Source organism: Duganella sp. GW821-FHT07F09 (assembly GCF_059418705.1).
The window spans coordinates 557,125-574,169 of record NZ_JBWKQJ010000001.1 but is presented as its reverse complement, the minus strand read 5'-3'; the positions used below and the strand labels follow the sequence as shown (position 1 = coordinate 574,169).

The 17,045-nt window shown below is 64.3% G+C and carries 19 protein-coding genes; 9 read left to right on the top strand and 10 right to left on the bottom strand.

Annotated elements, in window-relative coordinates; translation table 11 throughout:
* Positions 1–148: 148 nt before the first annotated feature.
* The 10 genes from AC07P1_RS02670 to AC07P1_RS02625 form a co-directional block, all read right to left on the bottom strand.
* Positions 149–481, bottom strand: coding sequence for a BON domain-containing protein (locus tag AC07P1_RS02670; protein WP_315217867.1), 333 nt, complete (start codon positions 479–481; stop codon positions 149–151).
* A gap of 207 nt (positions 482–688) precedes the next feature.
* Positions 689–2,065, bottom strand: a complete 1,377-nt coding sequence (locus tag AC07P1_RS02665) for a sigma 54-interacting transcriptional regulator (protein WP_494694786.1) — start codon at positions 2,063–2,065, stop codon at positions 689–691.
* Between the two features lie 68 nt (positions 2,066–2,133).
* Entirely contained in the window at positions 2,134–2,733 is a 600-nt protein-coding gene (locus AC07P1_RS02660) for a hypothetical protein (RefSeq protein WP_494694378.1), read from the bottom strand.
* Positions 2,734–2,749: 16 nt separating this feature from the next.
* Positions 2,750–4,168 (bottom strand): sensor histidine kinase, encoded by a 1,419-nt coding sequence (locus AC07P1_RS02655; RefSeq protein ID WP_494694377.1) that lies wholly within the window; start codon positions 4,166–4,168, stop codon positions 2,750–2,752.
* Positions 4,169–4,282: 114 nt separating this feature from the next.
* Complete coding sequence (locus AC07P1_RS02650) at positions 4,283–4,840, bottom strand: GNAT family N-acetyltransferase (protein WP_494694376.1); 558 nt, start codon at positions 4,838–4,840, stop codon at positions 4,283–4,285.
* Positions 4,837–5,178, bottom strand: coding sequence for a ribonuclease E inhibitor RraB (locus AC07P1_RS02645; protein WP_494694375.1), 342 nt, complete (start codon positions 5,176–5,178; stop codon positions 4,837–4,839). Before AC07P1_RS02645 ends, AC07P1_RS02650 begins: the two co-directional genes overlap by 4 nt.
* Before the next feature lie 10 nt (positions 5,179–5,188).
* A complete protein-coding gene (locus tag AC07P1_RS02640; protein WP_494694374.1) occupies positions 5,189–5,512 on the bottom strand; it encodes a nucleotidyltransferase domain-containing protein in 324 nt (107 codons plus the stop codon).
* Positions 5,502–5,912, bottom strand: coding sequence for a nucleotidyltransferase substrate binding protein (locus tag AC07P1_RS02635; RefSeq protein WP_494694373.1), 411 nt, complete (start codon positions 5,910–5,912; stop codon positions 5,502–5,504). Before AC07P1_RS02635 ends, AC07P1_RS02640 begins: the two co-directional genes overlap by 11 nt.
* 85 nt (positions 5,913–5,997) lie before the next feature.
* Positions 5,998–7,476: a sensor histidine kinase gene (locus tag AC07P1_RS02630; protein ID WP_494694372.1), complete on the bottom strand. Its 1,479-nt coding sequence runs from the start codon at positions 7,474–7,476 to the stop codon at positions 5,998–6,000.
* 20 nt (positions 7,477–7,496) lie between these two features.
* Complete coding sequence (locus AC07P1_RS02625; RefSeq protein ID WP_494694371.1) at positions 7,497–8,198, bottom strand: response regulator; 702 nt, start codon at positions 8,196–8,198, stop codon at positions 7,497–7,499.
* A 227-nt stretch (positions 8,199–8,425) separates the two neighbouring features.
* On the opposite strand from AC07P1_RS02625, the gene AC07P1_RS02620 reads away from it, so the two are divergent.
* From AC07P1_RS02620 to AC07P1_RS02580, 9 genes are all read left to right on the top strand, one after another.
* A complete protein-coding gene (locus AC07P1_RS02620) occupies positions 8,426–9,493 on the top strand; it encodes a porin (protein ID WP_494694370.1) in 1,068 nt (355 codons plus the stop codon).
* Between the two features lie 102 nt (positions 9,494–9,595).
* Positions 9,596–10,573, top strand: coding sequence for a Bug family tripartite tricarboxylate transporter substrate binding protein (locus AC07P1_RS02615; protein WP_494694369.1), 978 nt, complete (start codon positions 9,596–9,598; stop codon positions 10,571–10,573).
* A gap of 38 nt (positions 10,574–10,611) precedes the next feature.
* Positions 10,612–11,718, top strand: a complete 1,107-nt coding sequence (locus tag AC07P1_RS02610; protein ID WP_494694368.1) for an ABC transporter substrate-binding protein — start codon at positions 10,612–10,614, stop codon at positions 11,716–11,718.
* Positions 11,719–11,809: 91 nt separating this feature from the next.
* Positions 11,810–13,585: an ABC transporter permease gene (locus tag AC07P1_RS02605; protein WP_494694367.1), complete on the top strand. Its 1,776-nt coding sequence runs from the start codon at positions 11,810–11,812 to the stop codon at positions 13,583–13,585.
* A 28-nt stretch (positions 13,586–13,613) separates the two neighbouring features.
* Positions 13,614–14,687, top strand: a complete 1,074-nt coding sequence (locus AC07P1_RS02600) for an ABC transporter ATP-binding protein (RefSeq protein ID WP_494694366.1) — start codon at positions 13,614–13,616, stop codon at positions 14,685–14,687.
* Positions 14,688–14,978: 291 nt separating this feature from the next.
* Positions 14,979–15,737 (top strand): beta-ketoacyl synthase chain length factor, encoded by a 759-nt coding sequence (locus AC07P1_RS02595; protein ID WP_494694365.1) that lies wholly within the window; start codon positions 14,979–14,981, stop codon positions 15,735–15,737.
* Positions 15,730–16,515, top strand: coding sequence for a lysophospholipid acyltransferase family protein (locus AC07P1_RS02590; protein ID WP_494694364.1), 786 nt, complete (start codon positions 15,730–15,732; stop codon positions 16,513–16,515). The genes AC07P1_RS02595 and AC07P1_RS02590 overlap by 8 nt, the downstream gene beginning before the upstream one ends.
* Positions 16,508–16,762, top strand: coding sequence for a phosphopantetheine-binding protein (locus AC07P1_RS02585; RefSeq protein ID WP_363504901.1), 255 nt, complete (start codon positions 16,508–16,510; stop codon positions 16,760–16,762). The genes AC07P1_RS02590 and AC07P1_RS02585 overlap by 8 nt, the downstream gene beginning before the upstream one ends.
* A gap of 11 nt (positions 16,763–16,773) precedes the next feature.
* A complete protein-coding gene (locus AC07P1_RS02580; protein ID WP_229210295.1) occupies positions 16,774–17,043 on the top strand; it encodes an acyl carrier protein in 270 nt (89 codons plus the stop codon).
* The last annotated feature ends 2 nt before the right edge of the window (positions 17,044–17,045 follow it).

The window sequence follows — 17,045 nt, the reverse complement described above, 5'->3', positions numbered from 1 at the left end:
CTCTTCAGGCAAAAAAAGTCCGGGTAGCGTCTACGCACGCTACCCGGAAAAGGGTCAGTTACTAGGGTGTGTTGCGGTACTACGGATACTCCTACTGCAAGGTTTTTACTGCGGAAAAATCAATACTGCTTGGTTGCTGCGGTACTGCTTACTTCGAAGCGACGGTCAGTTCGCTTTTTACTTCTTTAACGCCTGGGACGGCCGATGCCACCTGAATGGCCTTGGTGCCAACTTCAGTGCTTGGTACGGCGCCGCTCAGCACAACCACACCGTCGGTGGTGGTCACGCCAATTTGTTTTTGATCGGCCAGGGAAGCCTTGATCTTGCTGGTGATTGCATCGTCATTGGTGGCGGTGCCAGTCTTGGCGGCTCCAGCCATAGCACCTTCTTGCTGACCCGCTGCGAAGGCGGTACCAGTAGCTGCTGCGGCGGTGAAGGTGGCTGCAACCATCAGGCGGGCGATCAGTTTGGTAGTCATCATGATTTGCTTCCTTTACTCAAGTTTAGGTGAAACGTCTGTGACGTTATCCTATCCTTAGCAAGCGGTGTGCCAGCTATTAAAAGCCGTTTAAAATCATGATCTTAGGGCGAAGTTTCTTAAAGTTAATTGTCAAATCGTGATGTTTCCGTCTATATTCCACGGATTTTGTCGTGAAATGGCGACAAGCTATTGCCGCCATTTCATAAGTCATTGATTTTTAAGGGGATCGTCTTGTCGCTCGGAGGCGACAAGGGTGGGGTCGGTGCGGAACAGGCTGGCGTCGAGGTCGTATTTCTGCAGCAGGCGGTAGAACTCGGTCCGGTTGCGCTCGGCCAGCCGGGCGGCGTCGGCCACATTGCCGTCGGTCAGTTTCAGCAGCTGGACCAGATAGTTCCGCTCGAAGCGTTGCTTGGCTTCCGTGTAGCTGAGCACTTCGAGCGACGGCACGCGCAGCGCCCGCTGCACCAGCGACAGCGGGATCAGCGGCGCGGTCGCCAGCGCGCACACGTGCTCGACCACGTTATACAGTTGCCGCACATTGCCCGGCCACGAAGCCGTGGTCAGCGCCTCCAGCGCGTCGGGCGCGTAGCCGCGCACCGTCTTGCCGTACTTGGCCGCCAGGGTGTGCAGGAACTGGGTCGCCATCGGCGTGATGTCCTCGCGCCGCTGCGACAGCGGCGGCAAGGTCAAGGTGATGACATTGAGGCGGTAATACAAATCCTCGCGGAACTGGCCTTCGAGCATGGCCGCGTCCAGGTCGCGGTGGGTGGCCGACAGGATGCGCACATCGACCGGCCTGGGGATGTCCGAGCCCAGCTGGCGCACCATACGTTCCTGCAGCACGCGCAACAGCTTAACTTGCAGCAACAACGGCATATCGCCGATCTCGTCGAGGAACAGGGTGCCGCCGTCGGCCGCCTGCACCAGGCCCTCGCGGCTGCTGACGGCGCCGGTATAGGCGCCCTTGACGTGGCCGAACAGTTCCGATTCGAGCAGCGCCTCGGGGATCGCGCCGCAGTTGACGGCGATGAAGGGCGCCTTGGCGCGCCGGCTGGCGCGGTGGATGGCGTTGGCCAGCAGTTCCTTGCCGGTGCCGCTTTCGCCACGGATCAGGATGCTGGCGTCGGACGCGGCCACCAGCCGGGCCTCGGCCAGCAGCTCGTCCATGCACTGGCTGCGGCTGATCAGGCCGGCGCGCCAGCCCTCGTCGCCGCTCGACGGGCTGGCGGCCGGGGCGGACAGGCTCAGCGCCTGGGCGATGCGGTCCAGCAGCAGCTTGGCGTCGAACGGCTTGGTCAGGTAGGCGTAGGCGCCCAGCGTGGTGGCCTCGATCGCGTCCGGAATGGTGCCGTGGGCGGTCAGCAGGATGACGGGCAGGGCCGGATAGTTGTGGCGGATCTCCTGGAACAGCGACATGCCGTCGCGGTCCGGCAGGCGGATGTCGCTGATGACCAGACGAGGCAGCTCGATCGACATGCGCGCCAGCGCCGCCTCGGCGCTGCCGACGCCGGTGACCCGGTAGCCGTTGGCGGTCAGGCGCATCGACAGCAGGCGCAGCAGGTCGACGTCGTCGTCCACCACCAATAAGTGCGCGCCCTTGCCGGCCGGGTTGCGGGCGGCGCCGGCGGCGGCCAGTTGCTCGTCGGCCGCGCTCACTTGATCACCCCCTGCGGCGGCGCGCTGGCCGCCGGCCGGACGGGCAAGGTGCGCTCGATGTTTTTCAAGCCCTCGACCATGTCGTTGAGCTGGTCGATGCGGCGCTGGTTGTCCTTTTGCTGCGCCGCCAGCCGGTCGATGTGTTCGGCCAGCCGGCGCGCCTCGGCGCAATTGCTCGACAGCACCAACGCCAGCGGTTTGAAGGCGGCCGCCTCGCTGTCGGTGGAGTTGCCGACGCCGTCGAACAGCGTCTGCGCGCGCGCCAGGTCGCCGCCGCCGCGCGTGAGCATCAGCACCATGCCCATTTGCATCGACACGCGCGGGCTGCGCTGCTGCAGGCCCAGGCCGCTGAGTTCCTTGAGCAGTTCGCCCTGGCTCATGCGCCGCAGCGACTGGTGATAGCTCAGCAGCGGTCCGACCTCGTCGAGCGGCGGCGGCGGTGGCGCCAGTTCCACCACGGGCGACGGTGGCGGCGGCGCCGGTGGCGGTGCCGGTTTGGGCTGGACCTGGGTGCAGGCCGCCAGCGCCAGGCATAGCAGCACGCACAGCAGGTGCGCCGGGGAGCGGGATAGTGCGGATTTTGCGTAAGGCATCATATTAGGCATCGGGACTTCAATAAGGTAGTTCAATTCGGAAACGGGCGCCCTGGTCGGAGGGCAGCAATTGCAACACGCCATGGTGCGCGGCGATGTATTCCTGCACGATCGACAGGCCGATGCCGTTGCCGCGGCGCGCGCCGGGCGGCTGGCGCTGGCCCTGGTAAAACGGTTCGAAGATGCGCGCGGCGTCGTTCGGCGCCACGCCGGGCCCCTGGTCGGCGCAGTCGATCAGCAAGCGGTCATTACGTTCCTCCAGCTTGAAACCGATCACGCCGCCCTGGGGGCTGAAACGCACGGCGTTCGACAGCAGGTTGCCGATCGCCACCGCCATCTTGTCGGCGTCGACGGTGATTGGCCGCGCCTTGCCCTCGGTGTCGACGGTCAGCTTGGCCGCCTGCCATTGCAGGCGCTGGCTGTCGATGGCTTGCGCGAGCAGGGCCGACATGTCGGTCGCTTCCAGGTGCAGGTGGTGGGCGTCGAAGGTGGCCTCGTTGTAGCGCAGCAGCGCTTCGATCTGCGATTGCAGCGCCGCCGTGTTTTGATTCAGTATACCGGCGATTTCGCGCTGGTTGGGCGATAACGCGCCGGCCACGCCATCTTCCAGCAGGGCAACACCCTCGCGCAGCGCCGCCAGCGGGGTCTTCAGTTCGTGCGAGATGTGGCGCAGGAAACGGGACTTGTCCTCCTCCAGGCTCGACAGGCGCTGGCGCAGCCAGTTCAGTTGCTGGCCGACGCGCTGCAGGTCGGCCGGGCCGCGCACCTCGACCGCCTCGTCGAAGCGGTTTTCGCCGAGCCGGTCGATCGCCGATTCGATCTGCGCCAGCGGGCGCGACAGCCACAGCCCGAAGCCGCCGGCCAGCAGGGCCGCGACCACGATGGAAGCGATCACCTGCGCCTTGAGCACGGCGCGCCGTTTGTCGAGCTCGGTCAGCAGCGCGGTGTTGCGGCGTTCGACCTCCTGTTTGACCTCCTCGGCCAGTTGGGCGTTAATGCGCGGCAACAGTGCCACCACCGTCTCCAGCGCCTGCCGGCGGGCGCTGGTGCGCGCGCGGGTCGGCATTTGCAGGATGTCCCAGGCTTGCTCGCCGGCCTGGCGCCAGGTGTCGAAGGCGATGTTGGGGGCGTGGGGCAGGCCGCGCTGGACCGCGTCGAGCGCGGCGCGGGCCTCGCGCCAGGCGTCGGCGTAGCGCATGCGGAAGGCGGGGTCGTCGAGCACCAGGTATTGGCGGGCGCTGCGCGTCATCGCCACGCTGCGCTCGGCCAGTTGCTGGACGTTTTCGGTGAGCGCGAGCGCGTGGTGTCCGCTGTCGCGGTTGTGGGCGGCGAGGCGGTCCAGCGTCCACAGCGCATGCAGGGAGGCGGCACTCAGCAGCACAGCAATCAACAGGAAGACGCCCAGCAGCAACTGGCGAAACGAGAGTTTCGAGAGCATCGGTGGTCGGTAGAGGAGAAATGACTGAATGATAGGCGAAACCGCGCCCGGGGTGTGTTTAATTGGAAAGATTGTGGGGGCGGGCGCGGCGCGCCACCCCGGTCCGTTGAACGTTTATTGTGGCCGGGTGCGCCCTGTGTGATCCGCCAGGTCGCCGGCCGCCATCGCGAAGACGGCCACATCGGTCTCGTACCAGCGCTCGACGCCCCTGAAGCGCATGCCGATGCGCCGCATGACGGCGGACGAGGCCAGATTTTCCTGGTGGCAAACAGCAAGCAATTGGCCGGCGCGCAGGCGCTCGAACGCGAAACGCGCCATGGCCAGCGCCGCCTCGGTGGCATAGCCCTTGCCCTGCTGGTCGGCGCGCAGGCGCCAGCCCAGCTCCAGCGGATTGCGCGGGTCGCGTTCCAGATGTTGCACGGCGCCGGCACCGACGATTTCGCCGCTGTCGTGGTCGATGAAGACCCACCACGCGTGTCCCAGTTCGGCCCAATTGGCTTTGTGGCGGGCGATGAAGGCGGCGGTATCTTCCGGCGTTTCCGGCCGTCCGGTGATGTAGCGCATCACCTCGGCATCGCCGCTAATCGCCCGCAAGCCGTCGAAATGGCGGTCGTCCACCGGTTCGAGCCGCAGGCGCGCGGTGGCGAGGATGGTCGACGGCACCGGCGTCACGCGGCCGGGCCGACGTCCATGCCGTCGTAGGATTCGAGGCCGTGCTCCTCGGCGAACTGGTAGAACTGTTGGTTGCGCGCGTGCAAGGTGTCGACCGTGTGCTTCTCGACCTTCTCGATGTGCAACCACCACAGCGCCGGCGCGTCGCCGTCGGGTTTGGAGTCGTAGACGCCGACGATCTGATAGCCCTTGGCCTTCAGCGGCGCTTGCACGGCTTCGAGCTTGGCCTTGTCCGGGTCGGCGAAAAAGTAGCCCCACAACAGCGGCTTGTTGCTGTCCCACGGAGCGTTCTGTTTCATGTCGGCGAACAGCTCGACCATTTCTTCTTTGGTGATCATGTGTGTCTTTCTAGCGGCGATAAAAGGAGACGCCGGCGCGTTGGATGTGGGCTAACAGTTCGGGATTGTCGATGTGGTCGCGGATGGACAGGTCGATCTTGTATGGTAGCAAAAGGTCGTCGAGATCGGTGTCGATCTTGAGTAGCGACGGCAATGTCAGATCGGTCCCGACGAGGCAGAGATCGATATCCGATCCGGGTTTGAAATTCCCCTTCGCCCGGGAACCGTAAAGTATCACTTGCTCCACCTCGGGATAGGCGGCGAATACCCGTCCCATGGCGTTGATGACGTCACGCTTGAGTCCAAATGTTTGCGATGAATCTTTAGTTAGCATGGGCTAGCTCGGTCATTTTCTGTTCAAGGGTCTTGAACAGCGAAAAATAATCGTCGAGAATCAGGCGGGCTATTTCATCTGCCGTTTCCTTATTGTACGTATGCGCCGACTGATTGCGACTTTTGATCATGCTCATCCAGATGTCGCCGTCCTGGAGCAATCCCAACTCGAATGCTTCGCGCGTGGCATCCCTTGATCCATGGATGGCATTGTTGTCCTGATATTGCAGGTAGTCCTTCAAAACGTTCCATGCGAGCTCGTGCGTGAACTCGAAGGCCTTTATCAACCCTTGCTGTTCAAGTTCGTTAAGCTGCCCGTGGTCGATGAATTTTTGGAGTTGCGACAGCGCGCGTCGGTAGTTCGACAGGCGTTGCTGCCAGCGTAGGTCCAATTCGCTCATGGGGGCACCTTTGTGAGACGCCTTGCTGTGGAAAGCCGATAGCGCTATTTTAGCGCTAGATGGCTGTTCCGTTGCGCCGTCGCGCTCAGGGGTGTGCGAAGGTTACCGTCACTTTGAGGCCTTGCCCACCGGCCGCTTCGTCGAGGGCGATGGTGGCGCCGTGCAGGCTGGCGATGTCGCGCACGATGGCAAGGCCGAGGCCGGCGCCGCCGGGGTTGCGCTCCAAGGTGGAGGCGGCCCTGTAAAACGGCGCGAACACGCGCTCGCGCTCGGCCGCCGCGATGCCCGGGCCGCTGTCCTCGACCTCCAGCGATACGCCATCTTCACCTTCGATCACGCGCAGCACCACCTGGCCGCCGGCCGGCGTGTAGCGCAGCGCGTTGTCGACCAGGTTGGCGATCATCTCGTGCAGCAGCAAGGCCTGGCCGCTGACGACGCAGTCGCGCTCCGCCTCCAGCGACAGGTCGATGTTCTTGGCTACCGCCGCCATCGCCATCTCCAGCCCGACCTGGCGCGCGCTGTCGCGCAGCGAGACCGGCTCCGCCTGGGCCGCCGCGCCGTCGGCGTCGCCGCCATGCTCGATGCGCGCCAGTGTCAGCAGGCGGTTGGCCAGGTTGACGGTGGAGTCGGTGGTGGCGGCGATGCTGTGGACGATGTGGCGCAGCGCCGCCTTGGTCTCCTCGGGTGGCACGCCGGCACGGTCGCATTCGCGCAGCGCCAGTTCGGCCTGCGTCTTGAGCACCGTCAGCGGCGTGCGCAGCTGGTGCGAGGCGTCGGCGATGAAGCGGCGCTGGCTGCTGATCAACAGCTGCAGGCGCGAGCGCGAACTGTTCATCGCCGCCACCAGCGGCCGCACCTCCTTGTGCACCAGCGCCGGATCGACGTCGGACGAGTCGTTCAAGCTGCGTGTTTCGACCGCGATCTTCAGCCGCATCAGCGGCTGCAGCACCAGGCGCACCGCGAACCACACCAGCAGCGCGAGCGCCAGCAGCAGCAAGGCCTGCCAGGTCAAGGTGTCGAACAGGATCTGGTTCGACAGGCCGCGCCGCGCCTCCAGCGTTTCGCCGACCTGAATCAGCGCGATGCCGCGCATCGAGTCGTCGTACACCGGCTGCAGCAGCGCGGCGATGCGCACCGGCTGGCCGTTGTAGTTGGCGTGATAGAAGCGTACCAGCGCCGGATAGGCCTCCGAGCGCGGCACGTTGGCCGGCACCGCCGGCAGGTCGCCGTAGCCGGACACCGTTTCGCCGTTGATGCCGGTGACCTTGTAGTAGATGCGCCCCAGGGTATCGGTCTCGAAGCTGTCCAGCGCCACGTAGGGCACGTCGGCCACCACCTTGCCGCCGACGATGGAGACGCGTTCGGCCAGCGCGCGCGTGGACGCCAGCAGCGAGCGGTCGTAGGCGACATCGGCCGCGTCCAGCGCGTTGTGGTAGACCGAGACGGTGTTGAGCGTGACCAGTGCCAGCAAGGGCCCCAGCAACCAGCGCAGCAACTGGCCGCGCAGGCTGCCCAGGGTGGCGCCGGGGCCGAATCGTTGGGCGAGCCTGGTCAATAGCGGCATCGTGTGGGGCCCCGCGCGCGTCAGTCGGCGGCCAGCGCCGGACGCGGTTGCAGCAGGTAGCCGATGCCGCGCAGGGTGGTGATGATGGCGGCGTCCGGCGCTGCGATGTCGAGCTTTTTGCGCACGCGGTGGATATACAGCTCGATGGCGTCGATGTTGGCGTCGTCGGCCAGCGCGAACACTTCGTCGAACAGCTTTTCCTTCGAGACGGCGCGGCCGGCGCGCGTGATCAGGGTTTCGAGCACCGCGTGCTCGCGCGGCGTCAGCGCCAGCGCGTTGCCGGCGTAGGTGAACATGCGCGTGACGGTGTCGAAACTGAGCGCGCCGCAGTGGTGCACCAGCGCCTCGTTGCCGACGCTGCGGCGCAGCAGCGCCTTGACGCGCGCCTCCAGCTCCGCCAGTTCGAACGGCTTGGCGAGGTAGTCGTCGGCGCCCAGGTTCAGGCCCTGCACGCGTTCATCGAGGCCGCCGCGCGCGGTGAGGATCAGCACCGGCGTTTGCCCGCGCGGCGCGGCGCGCGCGCGCAGGCGCTTGAGCACCTCCAGGCCGTCCATGCGCGGCAAGGTCAGGTCCAGTATCAGCAGCGCGTAATCCTGCGTGTGCAGCAGGGCGTCGGCGTCGGCGCCGTTGTCCGCGCATTCGACGGTGAGGTGCGCGTCGCGCAGCGCTTTGGCCAGCCAGTGGGATAGCTCCGTGTGGTCTTCAACTAACAGTATGCGCATAAATTCTTGCCATGGCGGAAAAATAAGTTCAGTGTAAGGCCAGAATCATCGTCGCCCGCGCCCTAAAAGGGAAGGCCTATCGGCTTTGTGGTGCGAGGACGACAGGAACTACCCTTCCTGGGGCAGTGAAAGGTAAGTGAAAGGTATTTGAAAGGAAGCGACTCCTATAGTGGCATCCTGATAGCAAATATCAGGCATCACAAATAACTATATCCTCTGGAGACACAATGAAAAAATCCCCAATTAGCCTTGCCGTCCTGGCGTTGGCAGCCGCCGTCGGCGGCGCCGCACAAGCCCAATCGAATGTGCAGGTCTATGGTTTGCTGGACGTCGGCGTCGAAAATTCCAACAATGCGAGCGCCACCGGCGGTAACAATACCCGCGTGATTTCGGGTGGCATGAACACTTCGCGCTGGGGCATCAGGGGCACCGAAGATCTGGGCGGCGGCCTCAAAGCCGTCTTCAATCTGGAGGGCGGGATCTTGATGGACACCGGCGCCCAGGACGGCGCGCTGTTCCGCCGCCAGGCCTACGTGGGCCTGGAAGGCGCCTTCGGCCGCGTGGTCGTCGGCCGTTCGTTCACCAGTGTCTACGACATGGTGATCGGCTACGATCCGATGGGCTTCGCGCCCTACTACTCGTGGGCGACCTCCGGTCCGGCCACCGGCCCAAGCAAATATGGCTTCACGACCGGTTACGATAACCTGATCAAGTACGCCGGCACCTTCGGTAATCTACGCGTCGGCGCCAACTACGCCGCCGGCGAGCAGACCACCGGCGTGGCCGACAGCGCCAAGATGGGCGCGACCATCGCCTACAAGTTCGGCCCGGCCAACGTGATGGCCACCTATGAGCGCAACAACGGCAACACCGTGGCCGCCACCGGCAACCGCGATGAAAACACCGTGTGGCACGTCGGCGCCAACTACGAAACCGGCCCGCTGAAATTCTGGGCCGTCCTGCGCGACTATAACCTGACCGCCGGCCGCGCGGCGACCGCCGACGTCGAAGCCACCACCACCTGGGGCGGCGTGGCGTACAAGCCGAACGAGGTGACCACCATCACCGGCGCGGTCTACCACGTCGACGTCAAGAACGTCGCCGCCAACACCGACGCCGATCCGACCATGTACGTGCTGCGCTACCGCTACGCGCTGTCCAAGCGCACCGATGTCCATATCTCGGGCGCGTACGCCAAGGCCAAGCACGGCCAGCTCACCGGCCTGTCGCGCGACGACGCCGGCTTTGGCAACAGCCAGCGCGGCATCACCGTCGGCATGCAGCACCGCTTCTAAGCCGCTTCGCAACGAAGACCGGGCCGCGTCGATATTTTTCTGAAAGTCGATGCGGCCTGAAAGCGCTTTGAAAGCTTCACCGCTCTAAGATAACCATACAAGATGACTAAAGTTTTGCAGGCTTTGATTGCCGCGCTGTTTTTACTGTGCGCGGCGGCGCGGGCGGCAAGCCTGGAGTGCATCGTGCCTTCCAAACCGGGCGGCGCGATGGACCTCACATGCAAGCTGGCGCAAAAAGGTTTGCAGGGCTTGCGTGATTCGCCCAAGCCGCCGCCGTCGGATATGCGGATCAGCTATCTGCCCGGCGGTATCGGCGCGGTGGCCTGGCATTCGCTGGTGTCGCAGCGGCGCCGCGCGGAGCCGAACACGCTGGTGGCTTTTTCGGGCGGCTCGCTGCTCAATCTGGCGCAGGGCAAGTTCGGCAAGGCCACCGCCAACGATGTGCGCTGGGTGGCGGCGCTGGGAACGGATTACGGCATGATCGCGGTGCGCGCCGATTCGCCTTACAAGACGCTGGCGGAGCTGCTGGCGGCGCTGAAGAAGAATCCGCAGAAGGTGCTGATCGGCGTCTCCGGCACCATCGGCAGCCAGGATTGGCTGAAGATGGCGATGGTGTTCAAGACCGCCGGGCTGGATCCGAAGGTGCTGCGCTTCGTGGCGCTGGAGGGCGGCGGCGAGGCCTTCACGGCGATGCATGCGAATTATGTGCAGGTGGTGTCGGGCGACGCCAGCGAGGCGACGCTGTACGCGGCCAGCGGCAATACCCGCGTGCTGGCGGTGCTGTCGGAGAAGCGCCTGCCGGGCGTGCTGGCCAACGTGCCGACCGCGCGCGAGCAGGGAATAGACGTGGTGTGGCCGATCATCCGCGGTTTATGGATGGGTCCCCAGGTGCCGGATGCGGATTACCGGCAATGGGTGGCGGCCTTCGACCGCGTGCTGGCCGATCCGGGGTTCGCGCAGATGCGCGCGGCGTCGGGGTTGTACCCGTTCGGGCTGACCGGCGACGCATTGAAAGCTTATGTAACAAAGGCCGTAGACGATTACGGCAGGCACGCCGCCGAACTCGGTCTGGTGCGCTGATCACAAAAAAAACTATTAAAACAATTGGAGACAAAAAAATGATGTTCAAGACCTCAGTGGCCGCCGCATGCGCGTCCCTCTCGATCGCGCTGTTCGCAACCTCCACCGCCGCCCTGGCGCAAGTGCCGGCCGGCTATCCCGCCGATTACCAAAAGATCATCGACGGCGCCAAGAAAGAGGGCAAGCTGGTGGTCTACGGCGCCACCGACAGCAAGGCCACCGCGCCGCTGATCAAGGATTTCAGCGCCCAGTTCCCTGGCATCACCGTCGAGTACAACGACATGAATTCGACCGAGGTGTATAACCGCTTCATCTCCGAAGTGGCGGCCGGCGGCAACACCGCCGACGCGGTCTGGTCGTCGGCGATGGACCTGCAGATGCGCCTGGCCTCCGACGGCTACGCTATGAAATACAAATCGGTCGAGGCGCCAAAGCTGCCCGCATGGTCGATGTGGGACGACCAGGCCTACGGCACCACCTTCGAGCCGGCCGCCATCGTCTACAACAAGCGCCTGGTCGACGCCAAGGAAGCGCCGCAGACGCACGCCGATTTCGCCAAGCTGATACAGACGCCGAAGTTCAAGGACAAGGTCACTACCTACGACATCGAGAAGTCCGGCGTCGGCTTCATGTTCATGACGCAGGACGCGCGCGAGAATCCGAAGTTCCTCGACATGCTCAACGCCTTCGGCGCCGCCAAGGTGCGCGTGCAGTCGTCGACCGGGACGATGCTCGAGCGGATCTCCTCCGGCGAGAACCTGATCGGCTATAACGTGGTCGGTTCCTATGCGCTGGTGCGCGCCAAGACCGATCCCTCGCTCGGCGTGATCCTGCCGAAGGACTACACGCTGGTGATGTCGCGCGTGCTGTTCATCAGCAAGAGCGCGAAGAACCCCAACGCCGCCAAGCTGTGGCTCGACTACATGCTGTCCCATCGCGGCCAGACCATCATCGCCAACGACTCCAAGCTGTTCGCGATCCGCGCCGACGTCACCGGCGAGACCACCTCGGCGGACCTGATCAAGCAGATCGGCAAGGACAACGTCAAGCCGGTGCCGGTGCATCCGATGGTGCTGCAGTTCCTCGGACCGGCCAAGCGCATGGCCTTCCTGAAGCAGTGGAAAGAATCGGCCGGCAAGAAGTAATCGTCTGAAGTAAAGCGTCTCACCAGGTCCACCGAACCCCGTACCGACACGGGGTTGGGTGCCCGCACGCGTTCGTAAAAACGGAATTCCTATGCAAACTATGACTCTATCCGGCTCAGGCCGGCGCAGCCTGAACTGGCCGCGCGGCGTGGTGGTGGTGCTCGCCTCCATCGCCATCTTCCTGCCGCTGTTCCTGATCTTCTACCAAAGCTTTTTGAGCGCGCCGTTCTTCATGCCGGTGAAGGAGCTGGGCCTCGACGCCTACCGCTTCATCTTCGACGATCCCGATTTCACGATGGCGTTCAAGAACGCCTTCTTCCTGGCCACCGGCCTGGCCGCCATCGCCGTGCCGCTGGGCGGCATGCTGGCCTTCCTGATGATCCGCACCGACCTGCCGGGCAAGGGCTTCATCGCGCCGCTGCTGCTGGTGCCGATCTTCGTCTCACCGATGGTGATGGGCTTCGGCTACGTCGTCTCGATGGGGCCAGTCGGCTTCTATTCGCTGTGGGCCAAGGACATCCTCGGCCTGATCCCGTGGAATATCTACTCGTTCACCAGCATCGTGGTGATCGCCGGCCTGACCCACGTGCCGCATGTCTACCTGTACGCCTCGTCCGCGCTGAAAAGCCTGGGCTCGGATGTGGAGGAGGCGGCACGCGTCTCCGGCGCCTCGCCGCTGCAGGTGATGTTCAACGTCTCGCTGCCGATGATCACGCCGGCGCTGGCGTATGCCGGCGTGCTGGTATTCTTCCTCGGCTTCGAGGTGTTCGGCCTGGTGCTGGTGCTGGGGGACCCGGAAGGGCACATGGTGCTGGCCACCTATCTGTACAAGCTGACCAACAAACTGGGCACGCCGTCGTACCACCTGATGGCCGCCGTCGCCGTCTGCCTGGTGATGGTGACGATGCCGCTGGTGATGGTGCAGCGCCACCTGCTCAAGTCGGCCAACAAATTCGTCTCGATCAAGGGCAAGGGCGCGCGCTCGAAACCGATGCCGCTCGGCCGCTGGAAGTGGCTGGCCTTCGCGCTGATCTTCGCCTGGCTGATGTTCACCATCATCATGCCGCTGTCGGGCATCGTGCTGCGCTCCTTCGTCCAGTACTGGGGCGAGGGCGTCAAGCTGGCCGAGGTGCTGACGTTGCAGCACTTCCGCGAGATCTTCGAGCAGCCGGCGCTGGTGCGCGGCATTGTCAACACGGTGCTGATCGGCGTGATCGGCGGCGCGCTGGCGGTGATCTGCTACAGCGCCATCGCGTTGGCGATGCACCGCAAGCCGGACGCCATCACCCGCTTCCTCGACTACAGCGTGCTGGTGCCGCGCGCCGTGCCCGGCCTGCTGGCCGGCCTGTCGTTCCTGTGGGTGTTCCTGTTTGTGCCCAGCTGGCTCGATGGCGCCTTGAAGGGCATGGACAATGGCGTGGCGCTGTGGCTGAGCGAGCATGCGATCCCGATGCTGCGCTCCGTGCGCTCGACCATCTTCGCCCTGTGGCTGGCGTATTCGGTGGTGTGGCTGGCCTACGGCATGCGCCTGATCTCGACCGCGCTGCTGCAGGTGGGCCCGGAGCTGGAGGAGGCGGCGCGCGCCGTCGGCGCAAAGCGCGGACAAGTGACCCGCGACGTCACGCTGCCGCTGGTCAAATACGGGCTGCTGGGCGCCTGGCTGATGGTGTTCCTGATCTTCGAACGCGAATATTCGACCGGCGTGTACCTGCTTACGCCGGGCACGGAGGTGATCGGCGCGATGATCGTGTCGCTGTGGGCGACCGGCTCCACCGATCTGGTGGCGGCGCTATCGTTCATCAATATCTCGCTGGTGGCCATCGGCCTGGGCATCGCCTTGCGCTTCGGCGTGAAGCTCCACAATTAATTCAAATAATATGAAACGAGACATCACCATGAACGAACTAACCGTCAACGACCTGCACCTGGACTACGGCACCGGCGCCCATGCCAATCAAATTTTGAAGGGCGTGTCGATGCACCTGCAAAAGGGCGAAGTGGTGGCGCTGCTCGGGCCTTCCGGCAGCGGCAAGACCACCCTGTTGCGCGCCGTCGCCGGCCTGGAAAGCGCCAAGCAGGGCACGATCGCCATCGGCGAGCGCACCGTCTACGACGGCTCGAAGAACTTCGAGATGCCGGCCGAGCACCGCAACCTGGGACTGGTGTTCCAGTCGTACGCGCTGTGGCCGCACAAGACGGTGTTCGAGAACGTCGCCTATGGCCTCAAGCTGCGCAAGCTCGGTGCCAGCGACATCAAGGACAAAGTCGCCGACGTGCTGAAAAACCTGGGCCTGGGCCATCTGGCCGAGCGCTATCCGCACCAGCTGTCCGGCGGCCAGCAACAGCGCGTGGCGATCGCCCGCGCGCTGGTCTACAACCCGCCGGTGATCCTGCTCGACGAACCGTTGTCGAACCTGGACGCCAAGCTGCGCGAGGAGGCGCGCGCCTTCCTGCGCGAGTTGATCGTGCGACTGGGCCTGTCGGCGCTGATGGTGACCCACGACCAGGCCGAGGCGATGGCGATCTCGGACCGCATCCTGCTGCTCAACAACGGCAAGATCGAGCAGCAAGGCACGCCGCAAAGCATGTACGAGACGCCGGAGACGCTGTTCACCGCGGAGTTCATGGGCAGTAACAACCGCCTGCCGGCCAAGGTCGTGCAGCGCGACGGCGCGCTGGTGCGGCTCGACGTCAACGGCACCACGGTGACCGGCACCGCCCGCGGCGCGGGCGGCGGCGAACCGTCGACCATCATCCGGGTCGAGGAAGTGAAGATCAGTCCGACCCCGGTGGAGAATGCCATCGAGCTTCCGCTGCTGACCTGTATGTATCTCGGCGACCGCTTCGAATGCCTGTTCAAGAGCCCCGCGGGCGGCGCGGAGTTCAACCTGCGCGCCTATTCCAAGTACAAGCTGGAGGCGGGCAAGTATTGGCTGCAATTGCCGACCGACAAGCTTTGGGTGTTCTGAGCCCGATAATCCAGAGTAATTTTGTCAATGAAGGGACGAGGAAGCGCAGCGATGCGGCCTCGTCTTTTTTTCGTTCCGGGCTCAACAGTGTGACATTTGGTGAGAAATTTAGCGACGAGTTGCACAAAAGTAGAGCTCAATCAGCAAAATAGTTGCTCTGAATCTATTTTTCCGGCGGATTGCCGGCGGCTGTCGTTTATAATTTTAAATGTACGTCGGCTGGCATTTCCGCGGCATGTGAGCGCGAGTTCGTACCTTCTTCTACCTCAGAACTCTGGATTATTTGTTAACATGCGCACTCATGGCGTCACCTTTTCAATCGTCAGTCACGCCGCATGGGCGCCCGGCCTGACCACGCCCGAGGCGTGGGCGCAGTGGGCGCGTGCGCCGCATCGCATCGTCACTGGCGAGGAACCCGGCGTCAAGGCGATGCCCGCGATGTTGCGGCGGCGGGCGGGATTTTTGGGGAAGATGGCGTTGGAAGTGGCCTACCGTTGCCTCGACGGGCGCGGCGACGGGCCTGAAGACCGGGCCGCCGATATCCCCACTGTTTTTTGTTCGCGCCACGGCGAAGTGTCGCGCGCGCTCGAGCTGCTGAGCGATCTGGCGCGCGGCGAGGCATTGTCGCCGACGGCGTTCAGCATGTCGGTGCACAACGCCACGGCGGGCTTGTTGACCATCGCGCGCCGCGACCGCGCCAACCACATCGCGCTGGCCGCCGGCGCGGCGACGATCGAGCATGCGGTGATCGAGGCGTGCGGCCTGCTGGCCGACGGCGCGCCGATGGTGTTGCTGGTGGCCTCCGATTGCCAGCTGCCCGAATTGTTTTTGCCGTTCCAGGAGTGCGAGGAGCAACCGCACGCGTGGGCATGGCTGATGACCGCCGCCGATGACAGTGACGCCATCGCCTTGCGCTGGAGCGCGAGCGGCGAGGCGCCGTCGTCCGGCATGCCCGGCGGCCTGGCGGTGGCGGCGTTTCACCTGGGCGGGGCAAGCCGGATGGAGCGCTGCGATGGCCGCATGCGCTGGAGCTGGAGCCGCGATGCTTGATGCGGCGCTGGCCCGGGTGTCGCTGTACTGGCGCGTGTTCGCCACCGGGTTGAGTTTTACAGTGTTTGGCGTTGGCGGGCTGCTGATGCGCGTGGTGCTGTTCCCGGTCTTGAACCTGGTGGTGCGGCGCAAGGAGCGGCGCGTGGCGGCGGCGCGCGAGTTGATACGGCTGGCGTTTCGCACCTACGTGGACATGATGCGCGCGCTGGGCGTGCTGCGTTACGAGGTGTGCGGACTGGAGAAACTGGAACGGGGCGGTCTGCTGATACTGGCGAACCATCCGACCTTGATCGATACCGTGTTCCTGATGGCCTTCGTGAAGAACGCCGACTGCATCGTCAAGGGCGCGCTGTGGAACAACCCGTTCACGCGCGGGCCGGTGCGGGCTGCGGGTTACATCAACAACGAGGGCGGGGCGGCGCTGGTGGACGATTGCATCGCCTCCCTGCGGCGCGGTAACAATCTGATCGTGTTCCCGGAGGGGACGCGCACGCCGGCCGATGGCGTCATCAGCATGAAGCGCGGCGCGGCCAATATCGCGGTGCGCGGCGGGCGCGCCATGACGCCGGTGCTGATCCGCTGCGAGCCGCTCACGCTGGGCAAGGGCGAGAAGTGGTGGCGCGTGCCGTCACGGCGGGTTTTGATACGGATAGACGTCCAGGACGACCTGGCGATCGAGACGTTTACGGGCAACGGCGCCAGCGAAGTGATGGCGGCGCGCCGGTTGACGGAATTTTTACAAGACTATTTTACCGGGAAGTACCAACGTCATGCTTGAACTGGAAGTGAAAGAACTGATCATCGAAGTGCTGCAACTGGAAGATATCACGCCGGACGATATCGACAGCGCCGCGCCGTTGTTTGTCGAAGGCCTGGGACTCGATTCGATCGACGCCCTGGAACTGGGCGTCGCGCTGCAGAAGAAGTACGGCATCTCGTTGTCCGCCGATTCGGAGGACACCCGCCGCCATTTCGCGTCGGTGGCGGCGCTGGCGGCGATGATCGAGACCCATAGAAAGAAATAAGGGAGCAGGACATGATAGCTTTGAATGACATGAGCAGGGACCAACTGCAAGCCTGGGTGATCGATCTGTTGGCCGATATGTTCGAACTCGATAAAGCGGGACTGACCGCCGATTCGAACCTGTACGCCGATCTCGATATCGACAGCATCGACGCGGTCGACCTGGCCGTCAAGCTCAAGCAACTGACCGGCAAGCGTTTGCAGCCGGAGGTGTTCAAGACCATCCGCACCATCGGCGACGTGGTCGACGCGCTGGCCGGCATGACGGAGCAGGCGGCTTAAAC

Coding starts and splice junctions, on each gene's coding strand:
- AC07P1_RS02670 (WP_315217867.1), bottom strand. CDS start 481: ATGATGACTACCAAACTGATCGCCCGCCTGATGGTTGCAGCCACCTTC.
- AC07P1_RS02660 (WP_494694378.1), bottom strand. CDS start 2,733: ATGATGCCTTACGCAAAATCCGCACTATCCCGCTCCCCGGCGCACCTG.
- AC07P1_RS02655 (WP_494694377.1), bottom strand. CDS start 4,168: ATGCTCTCGAAACTCTCGTTTCGCCAGTTGCTGCTGGGCGTCTTCCTG.
- AC07P1_RS02645 (WP_494694375.1), bottom strand. CDS start 5,178: ATGATCACCAAAGAAGAAATGGTCGAGCTGTTCGCCGACATGAAACAG.
- AC07P1_RS02640 (WP_494694374.1), bottom strand. CDS start 5,512: ATGCTAACTAAAGATTCATCGCAAACATTTGGACTCAAGCGTGACGTC.
- AC07P1_RS02635 (WP_494694373.1), bottom strand. CDS start 5,912: ATGAGCGAATTGGACCTACGCTGGCAGCAACGCCTGTCGAACTACCGA.
- AC07P1_RS02630 (WP_494694372.1), bottom strand. CDS start 7,476: ATGCCGCTATTGACCAGGCTCGCCCAACGATTCGGCCCCGGCGCCACC.
- AC07P1_RS02625 (WP_494694371.1), bottom strand. CDS start 8,198: ATGCGCATACTGTTAGTTGAAGACCACACGGAGCTATCCCACTGGCTG.
- AC07P1_RS02620 (WP_494694370.1), top strand. CDS start 8,426: ATGAAAAAATCCCCAATTAGCCTTGCCGTCCTGGCGTTGGCAGCCGCC.
- AC07P1_RS02615 (WP_494694369.1), top strand. CDS start 9,596: ATGACTAAAGTTTTGCAGGCTTTGATTGCCGCGCTGTTTTTACTGTGC.
- AC07P1_RS02610 (WP_494694368.1), top strand. CDS start 10,612: ATGATGTTCAAGACCTCAGTGGCCGCCGCATGCGCGTCCCTCTCGATC.
- AC07P1_RS02605 (WP_494694367.1), top strand. CDS start 11,810: ATGCAAACTATGACTCTATCCGGCTCAGGCCGGCGCAGCCTGAACTGG.
- AC07P1_RS02600 (WP_494694366.1), top strand. CDS start 13,614: ATGAACGAACTAACCGTCAACGACCTGCACCTGGACTACGGCACCGGC.
- AC07P1_RS02595 (WP_494694365.1), top strand. CDS start 14,979: ATGCGCACTCATGGCGTCACCTTTTCAATCGTCAGTCACGCCGCATGG.
- AC07P1_RS02590 (WP_494694364.1), top strand. CDS start 15,730: ATGCTTGATGCGGCGCTGGCCCGGGTGTCGCTGTACTGGCGCGTGTTC.
- AC07P1_RS02585 (WP_363504901.1), top strand. CDS start 16,508: ATGCTTGAACTGGAAGTGAAAGAACTGATCATCGAAGTGCTGCAACTG.
- AC07P1_RS02580 (WP_229210295.1), top strand. CDS start 16,774: ATGATAGCTTTGAATGACATGAGCAGGGACCAACTGCAAGCCTGGGTG.